8 protein-coding genes are annotated in these 7734 nt (G+C 62.1%); all 8 read left to right on the plus strand.

Going from position 1 to position 7734, the window contains the following annotated elements:
- A partial coding sequence (locus tag EOS_RS35860; protein WP_047896967.1) for a type VI secretion system domain-containing protein occupies nt 1–408 on the plus strand: 408 nt, incomplete at its 5' end.
- A 26-nt stretch (nt 409–434) separates the two neighbouring features.
- Nucleotides 435–935, plus strand: a complete 501-nt coding sequence (tssB, locus tag EOS_RS35865; RefSeq protein ID WP_047896968.1) for a type VI secretion system contractile sheath small subunit — start codon at nt 435–437, stop codon at nt 933–935.
- Nucleotides 936–938: 3 nt separating this feature from the next.
- Nucleotides 939–2432 carry a type VI secretion system contractile sheath large subunit gene (tssC, locus tag EOS_RS35870; protein WP_047896969.1) on the plus strand — a complete coding sequence of 498 codons (1494 nt, stop codon included), beginning with the start codon at nt 939–941 and terminating at the stop codon, nt 2430–2432.
- A gap of 62 nt (nt 2433–2494) precedes the next feature.
- Nucleotides 2495–2983 (plus strand): Hcp family type VI secretion system effector, encoded by a 489-nt coding sequence (locus tag EOS_RS35875; protein WP_047896970.1) that lies wholly within the window; start codon nt 2495–2497, stop codon nt 2981–2983.
- Between the two features lie 46 nt (nt 2984–3029).
- Complete coding sequence (gene tssE, locus EOS_RS35880) at nt 3030–3449, plus strand: type VI secretion system baseplate subunit TssE (protein ID WP_047896971.1); 420 nt, start codon at nt 3030–3032, stop codon at nt 3447–3449.
- 20 nt (nt 3450–3469) lie between these two features.
- Entirely contained in the window at nt 3470–5191 is a 1722-nt protein-coding gene (gene tssF, locus EOS_RS35885) for a type VI secretion system baseplate subunit TssF (protein WP_047896972.1), read from the plus strand.
- Nucleotides 5155–6210, plus strand: a complete 1056-nt coding sequence (gene tssG / locus EOS_RS35890) for a type VI secretion system baseplate subunit TssG (RefSeq protein ID WP_047896973.1) — start codon at nt 5155–5157, stop codon at nt 6208–6210. The genes tssF and tssG overlap by 37 nt, the downstream gene beginning before the upstream one ends.
- On the plus strand, nt 6207–7734 hold a 1528-nt coding region (locus EOS_RS35895; protein ID WP_152693242.1), incomplete at its 3' end, for an AAA family ATPase. The genes tssG and EOS_RS35895, both read left to right, overlap by 4 nt.

Genomic DNA, 7734 nt, shown 5'->3' on the forward strand with positions numbered 1-7734 from the left:
CGGGGCGAGCCGGGTGCACCGGGCGCGGACGAAGGCGCTGCGTCGTTGAGTGCGGCGCACGGAGTCGCGGCAGAAGGCCGGCTCGGCGATGCGCTCGACGCGCTGGAAACACTTTCGCGCAGCACCATGGCGGCCGGTGAGCGGTTCCGGTTACGTCTTGCGCAGTGCGAACTGGTGCGCGATTTCGGCGACGCCAGCATGCTGGGGCCGTTCGTCGCGTCACTCGTGAAGCAGATCGAGATCCACCAGCTCGCCCGATGGGAGCCGGCGCTCGCGCGGCGTGCTTTGAGTGTCGCGGCAGGTGTGCAGCAGGAGCCGGACCGTTCCGCGCAAGCCTTGTTGCTCGCCGAACTCTCCGAGCTTGATTTTGCCGCCGCCTGGCGGCTGGCCAGTATGGAGAAGTACTAGTTATCAATGTTATCAAGGAGCCTGAAATGGCAACAAACGATGGTTCGGTAGCACCGAAAGAGCGCGTCAATATCGTCTACAAATCAGCGACCGGCGATGCGAAGGAGGACGTCGAATTGCCGATGAAGCAACTGGTGCTGGGCGATTTCACGTTAAGCGAATCCGATACGCCGGTTGATGAACGCAAGCCGGTTAGCGTCGATAAAGACAACTTTAACGATGTACTCAAGGCGCAGAAGCTGTCGCTAAATTTCGCAGTGCCAAACAGGCTGGCTGCGGATGCGGGAGCAGAGGAGGCGCTGCCCGTTGGTCTTCACTTTGACCGTCTGAGCGACTTCGAGCCCGACGCCATCGTCGAGCAGGTGCCGGAGCTCAAGCAGCTGATCGAGTTGCGCGATGCGCTAAAGGCGCTTAAGGGGCCGCTCGGCAATCTGCCTGAATTTCGCAAGCGCCTTGGTGAACTCGTGACGGATGAAGCGACCCGTGAACGTCTGCTGGCCGAACTCGGCTCGAAATCTCAGGAGTGAAAAGTGACAAATCCGAACGCAACCCAGTCCGTTGAGGAAGCCAGCGCGGCCGCCGCGGCGCCGCAGGCGTCCCTGCTCGATGAGCTGATCGAGGCCACGCGCGTGCGTCCAGGCGACGAGGCATATACCGTGACACGGCGGGGCCTTGAGGCTTTCGTCGGCGAGTTGCTTGAGTCGCATCGGGCGACAGAAAAAGTGAGCCAGTCGCTGGTCGACGACATGATCTCCGCGCTGGACACCAAGCTCTGCGCGCAGGTCGATGAGATTCTGCATCAAGCCAGTTTTCAGAAACTAGAATCGGCGTGGCGATCGCTGAAGTTCCTGGTGGACCGCACGGATTTCCGCGAAAACAACCGGATCGAGATTCTGGACGTTTCGAAGGATGCGCTGCTGCAGGACTTCGAGGACGCGCCGGACATCACCCGCTCGGGGCTGTACAAGGCGGTCTACACCGCCGAGTTCGGCCAGTTCGGCGGGCAGCCGATCGGTGCGATCGTCGGCAACTACGAATTCGGGCCGGGCGGCCAGGACATCAAGCTGCTGCAATCGCTTGCCAGCGTCGCGTCGATGGCGCATGCGCCGTTTGTTGCCGCGGCGGGGCCGCAATTTTTCGGCGTCGATTCGTTTGCGGAACTGCCGAACCTGAAAGACCTGGACGCTGTGTTCGACGGGCCGGCATTCACAAAATGGAACTCGTTCCGGCAAACCGAGGATGCGCGCTTTGTCGGCCTGACCGTGCCGCATTTCCTGCTGCGGGTGCCGTACGGCGACAGCACGGTACCGGTCAAGAAATTTCACTATGAGGAGCGTGTCGACAACGACAGCAAGCGCTTCGTGTGGGGAAATGCGGCCTTTGCGTTTGCGAGCCGCCTGTCGGAAAGTTTTGCGCAGTACCGCTGGTGCGCGAACATCATCGGACCGCAAGGCGGCGGCACGGTGAGCGATCTGCCGATCTACAACTACGAAGCAATGGGCGAAACGCAGACGAAGATCCCGACCGAAGTATTGATTTCGGAGCGGCGGGAATTCGAACTCGCGGAACAGGGCTTTATCGCGTTGACGATGCGAAAGAACACGGATAACGCGGCCTTCTTCTCCGCCAATTCGTGCCAGAAGCCGAAGTTCTTCGGCAACAACGCGGAAGGCAAGGACGCGGAGCTGAATTACAAGCTCGGCACGCAGTTGCCGTACATCTATATCGTCAGCCGCCTGGCTCACTACATCAAGGTGATTCAGCGCGAGAACATCGGTACGTGGAAGGAGCGCGGCGACCTCGAAACCGAACTCAACAACTGGATCAAGCAGTACGTCGCCGACATGGACAACCCCGCACCGGGCGTGCGCGGCCGGCGGCCGCTACGCCAGGCGGAAATCACCGTGTCGGACGTCGAGGGCGATCCGGGCTGGTACCGGGTGGGGCTGAAGGTCCGGCCTCATTTCAAATACATGGGCGCGTCGTTCACGCTGTCGCTGGTTGGCAAGCTCGACAAGTCTTGACGCAGTGCTGTTTCAATCGTTTTTAAGAAGTAATCCGAATTGTTTATTGAGAGGAGTTCATTGTGCCAATGCCATGTTATCTGTCTGTAACAGACGCCACCGGAAAAGCGATCGAGGGGTCGTGCAACGTCCAGGGACACCAGGGAAAAATCCTGGTGCAAGCGGTCGAGCACCGGATAGAGATGCCGAGGGATCCACAGACTGGCTTGCCGTCGGGCAAGCGGCAGCATATGGGTCTGGAGATCACCAAGGTGGTCGACAAGTCGTCGCCGAAACTGCTTCAGGCGCTGTGCAGGGGCGAGCGCATCAAGGAAGCGACACTTGAGTTTTACCGGATCAACGAGAAAGGGCAGGAGGAGAAGTACTACACCGTCCAACTGGAGAAGGCGTCGATCGTCAGCACGCGGTTGTGGGTTCCGAACTGTCTGGAGCCGGAAAACAAGCCGCTCACCCACATGGAGAACTTCAGCTTTACGTACGAGAAGGTTATCTGGACATCGGTGCTCGACAGTATCCAGTCGGAGGATTCGTGGCTCGCGCCGAATACGTAACAGGCGACCGGCGATCAGGCCGTGTGCTGCTGACCGGTGAGTCCTTGTGAAAGAACGTCGTCTGCTCGAGCGTATCGCCGCCTACGAAGCGGGCGGCGAGCGCTCGCATGTGACGCGGGTCGACGTTCTTCTCGAGTCGATCCTCGCACACCTTACCCGCATCCTCAACACGCGGCAGGGGAGCGTGCCGATTGACCTCGAGTTCGGCGTGCCCGATTTCACGAATCTCGCCAGCAGCTTTTCGGCCGGCAGCGTGCAGGAAATCATCGCTGACATCACGCGCATGCTGCGGCGGTACGAGCCGCGGCTGCGGTTGCCGCGCGTAGAGGTGGTCGACGGCGGGAACGAGTTGTTGTCGCTTTCATTCGCAATAGAAGGCACGGTGGCCGTCGACGACCGCGATATCCCGATCCGCTTTGCGACACGCGTTTCGTCGGACGGACGCGTGTCTGTCCGGCGCAACTAGAGTCATTGTCTGTCACGAACATGTCCAAAGCCTACTACGAGCAGGAACTGGTTCATCTACGCGATCTTGCGACGGAGTTCGCGGCGCGCAATCCAGCGCTGGCGCCGCTCCTCGGGAGCGGCGTCGCGCCGGACCCGGATGTCGAGCGCCTGCTCGAAGGGGTGGCGTTCCTCACGGGCTTGATGAGGCAGAAGCTCGACGACGAGTTTCCCGAATTCATTCAGGAGCTCGCGCAACTGCTGTTTCCGCAATACCTGCGTCCGCTGCCCTGCATGTCGATCCTGCAGTTCGTTCCCAAAGGTGTGCGCGGGGAGACCGTCGTGGTGCCGGCGGGAACGGAGGTGGCGTCCGTGCCGATCGATGGCGTGCGGACCATTTTCCGATCGGTGTTTCCGGTGTCGGTGGAACCCGTGGTGATTCAGGCGACGCGCTGGGATGGCGACGGTATCAGCCAGCGTTCGCTCCTGATTGAAGCCTCGTTCGACGGCATCGATGCAAACGCATGGCATGCCGACCGGTTGCGTTTCTATCTAGCCGACGCGCTTCCGGATGCGACCAGACTCCTGGTGTTGTTGATGAGATACGTGCGTGAAATACGGATCGGCAGTGAGGACGGCCCCGTTACCGTATTGTCGCGCGACGCTATCGAGGCAGCGGGCATGCGCCCCGACCTGCCGCTGTTGCCCTATCCGGACAATGCCCATCCGGCGTATTCCCTGCTGCGCGAATATTTCGCATTTGCCGAGAAATTCCTGTTCGTCGATCTTGTGGGCTTTAACCGCTGGCGCGAACGCGGATCATCGGGCCGCTTCTTTGTGCGATTCCTGTTCGACGAGGTGCCCGCTTGGGTGCCCGAAGTGCGGACCGGAAGCTTTGTTCTCAATGCGACGCCGATCGTCAATCTGTTCGAAACGGACGCTCACCCGATCAAGTTCGATCATCGGCAGGCGGAATACCGGATCCGGCTGTCCCCGCAGGGAGGCCGTGAGGTCGCACGTATTTTCCAGGTCAACTCCGTTTCCGGATACGCGACAACCGGTGAAATCACGTACCGGCCATTCGGCTCGTTCGGCAGCGCAAAGGAGGTGTATCACGTCCGTATCAGGCCATCGGCGCTAGGTGAGGGGCACGACTACTTTCTTGGCATTCCGTACACGAGCGCGGAGACGGTGAGCAATGAACCGCAAACCTTATCGCTGCGTGTCACGTGTACTCACGCAAAGCTGCCGGAGGGCCTGCGCCTGGGCGACATATCGGAGAGCGCCGATACGTCACCCGCCCGCATGACCTTTCGCAACATTCGCTCGATTACGCCATACCGGGCGCCGGTGATCGACGATGGACTGCTGTGGCGCGTGCTGTCGCATCTGACCGCCAATCATCAAAGGCTGGCAGACCGCGATCAGCTGCGCAGTCTGCTGACGCTGCAACTACCCGAAGGACACAATACCCAGCTCGACCAGACCACGTACCGGCGTATCGAGAGCATCGAGAAATTCGAAACTACCCATGCGCGCCGTTTTGTGCGCGGGCTGCCGGTGGACGGCAGTGAGATCAGTCTGACCTGTCGCGGTGATTACTTCGCGAATCTGGGCGGCCTGTTCCTGTTCGGTTCGGTGCTCGACGAATTCTTCGCGGGCACGACCAGCCTCAACACGTTTACCGCGCTCACATTGCGCGATTCGCTTTCCGGGGAGACTTTGCTATGGCCGCCGAAGATCGGACGCCAGCGCCTGTTGTAGGCCGGTCCCCGCCGGGTTTCGGGCTGATGCCGGGCCTGCAGGCCGAAGGCGCGCGCTACGGGCTTTTCCAGGCGCTGCGGTTGATGCGCATGGGTTTCCCGAGCGATGCGGCATTTCACACGGGTGTCCGGGTACAGCCGAACCTGAGCCTCGCTTTTCCGGAAAACGACGTCGAGCGTATCAGCGTCGATGACGATGGCAGGTGGCGGATCGTCGCGAATTTCTTCGGTCTGTATGGCGTGTCGTCGCCGCTGCCGACCTTCTATACCGAAGACCTGATCGACGAGGCCCGCAACGGCCGGTCGGCCACGCGTGAGCTGCTCGACATCGTGCACGCCACGTTGTATCCGATGCTCTTCAACGCGTGGGAGAAGTACCGGATCTGGATTGCGGTGTCGGAGCGCGGAGACCAGCGACGCCTCGACCAGTTGTATGCGCTTATCGGGGCGATGGGGTACGCGTCATCGGAACAACCTGAGACCAGGCTGTTGCGCTTCGCCGGTATTTTCAATCAGTTTCCGCGCTCTGCACTCGGCCTGGAAACGCTGGTGCGCGGGTTGCTCGACGGCGCGCAGGTTGCGGTCGAACCCTGCGTTGTCAGGGTCGTGCCGATTCCGCTGGAGGCGCGTTGCGAGCTGGGGGCGCCGGGCGCGTGCCTCGGCGACACGCTGATCGGCACCCAGATCGCGCAACGCTCGGGGACCACGCTGATCCGCGTCGGTCCGGTCGATGCGCGGCGCTTCGATACGTTGTTGCCCGGCGGTGCCGCCTATGCGTCGCTGGCGCGCGACCTCGCGCTCTATCTGCACGACCCGGTGCGTTGCGAACTGGAACTGACGCTGGCGCCGGACGAACTCGAGCCCGCACAGCTCGGCGCAGAGCAATGGGGCCGGCTGGGTCTCGACATGTGGCTCGCTGGCGACGCGGCGGCCGATCCTCGCGTGCGGGCTCCGGCGGTGCGCTTCGAACTACCGCTTTCCACTGATAGTCACCCCTTGCAGCAAGGAGCCACCGTATGATGCAGGTCGAATTGAAACCGCTGTTCGCACGGCTGAACGAGCGTTGCAAGACGTCACTCGAGGATGCTGCGGGCCTTGCGCTCTCGCGTGCTCACTACGAGATTTCAATCGAGCATCTGCTGTTGAAGCTGTTCGATGATCCGCGCTGCGATGTGCCGATGCTATGCGCACACTTCGACATCGATCTTGCACGGATACGTGCCGTGCTCGACGAACAGCTTGCGGATTTCAAGAGCGGCAACGCCGGACGCCCGGTCTTTTCGCCGCTTCTGACCGAATGGGTGCAGGATGCGTGGCTGGCCGCTTCGGTCACGCTCGGCGAAAGCAGGATTCGCAGCGGCGCGTTGCTGGTGGCGCTGCTCGGCCGCGCGGGTTACTACACAGCCGGTTCCCGCTACGGCGAAGCGTTGCGCAGCATCAAGCCCGATGCGCTGGTGTCCTCGTTCGATGCACTGACCGCGGACTCATCCGAGCACATCGAGTCACGCGAGGGCGCGACCGGCGAAAGCGTCTCGGGAGCGCGCGGCGGCGACTCGGCGCTCGCCCGGTTCTGCGAGGATTTCACTGCGAAAGCCGCTGCGGGAAAAATCGATCCAGTGTTTGGCCGGGACGGCGAAATCCGCCAGATGCTCGACATCCTTGCGCGTCGCCGCAAGAACAATCCGATCTGCGTCGGTGACCCGGGGGTGGGCAAGACGGCGGTCGTCGAAGGTCTCGCGCTCAGGATCGCAGAGGGCGACGTGCCCGACTTTCTGAAGAACGCGCGGCTGCTGGGCCTCGATCTTGGTTTGCTGGAAGCGGGCGCCAGCGTGAAGGGTGAATTCGAGAAGCGGCTGCGCGCCGTGATCGACGAGATCAAGGCGGCGACCCAGCCCATCATTCTCTTTATTGACGAAGCGCACATGCTGATTGGCGCAGGCGGGCCGGCCGGCGGCGGAGATTCGGCCAACCTGCTCAAACCGGCGCTGGCGCGCGGCGAATTGCGCACGATCGCGGCGACGACCTGGGCCGAGTACAAGAAATACTTCGAACGGGACCCGGCGCTCGCGCGACGTTTCCAGCTGGTCAAGCTGGATGAGCCGGACGTGCCGACGGCCATCCAGATTCTGCGCGGGTTGAAGGAGCGTTACGAAGCCTCGCACGGGGTGACCATCCGCGACGACGCGCTGGTCGCCGCAGCGCAATTGTCGGATCGCTACATAACGGGGCGAAAGCTGCCGGACAAGGCGGTCGACCTGCTCGATACCGCGGCCGCGCGAGTCAAGATCGGCCTCGGCGTGAAGCCGTTTGTCGTGGAATCGGTCGAGCGCGCGCTGATGGGCCTCGAACGCGAGTACGTCGCGTTGTCGCGCGATGCCGCATATGGCCACGGCGAGCACATCGAGCGCCTCGCCGCGATCGATGCGGAGCGCGCCGAAAAGGCCGCTGCGCTGAGCGTGCTGCGAGAACGCTGGGAGCATGAAAAGGCGGCGGTGCAGCGCGTTTTCGGCGCGCGCGCAGCGGCTGACGGGACCGCGCATCAGC

Origin of the sequence: Caballeronia mineralivorans PML1(12) (assembly GCF_001028175.1) — a bacterium.
Taxonomy (GTDB): domain Bacteria; phylum Pseudomonadota; class Gammaproteobacteria; order Burkholderiales; family Burkholderiaceae; genus Caballeronia; species Caballeronia mineralivorans.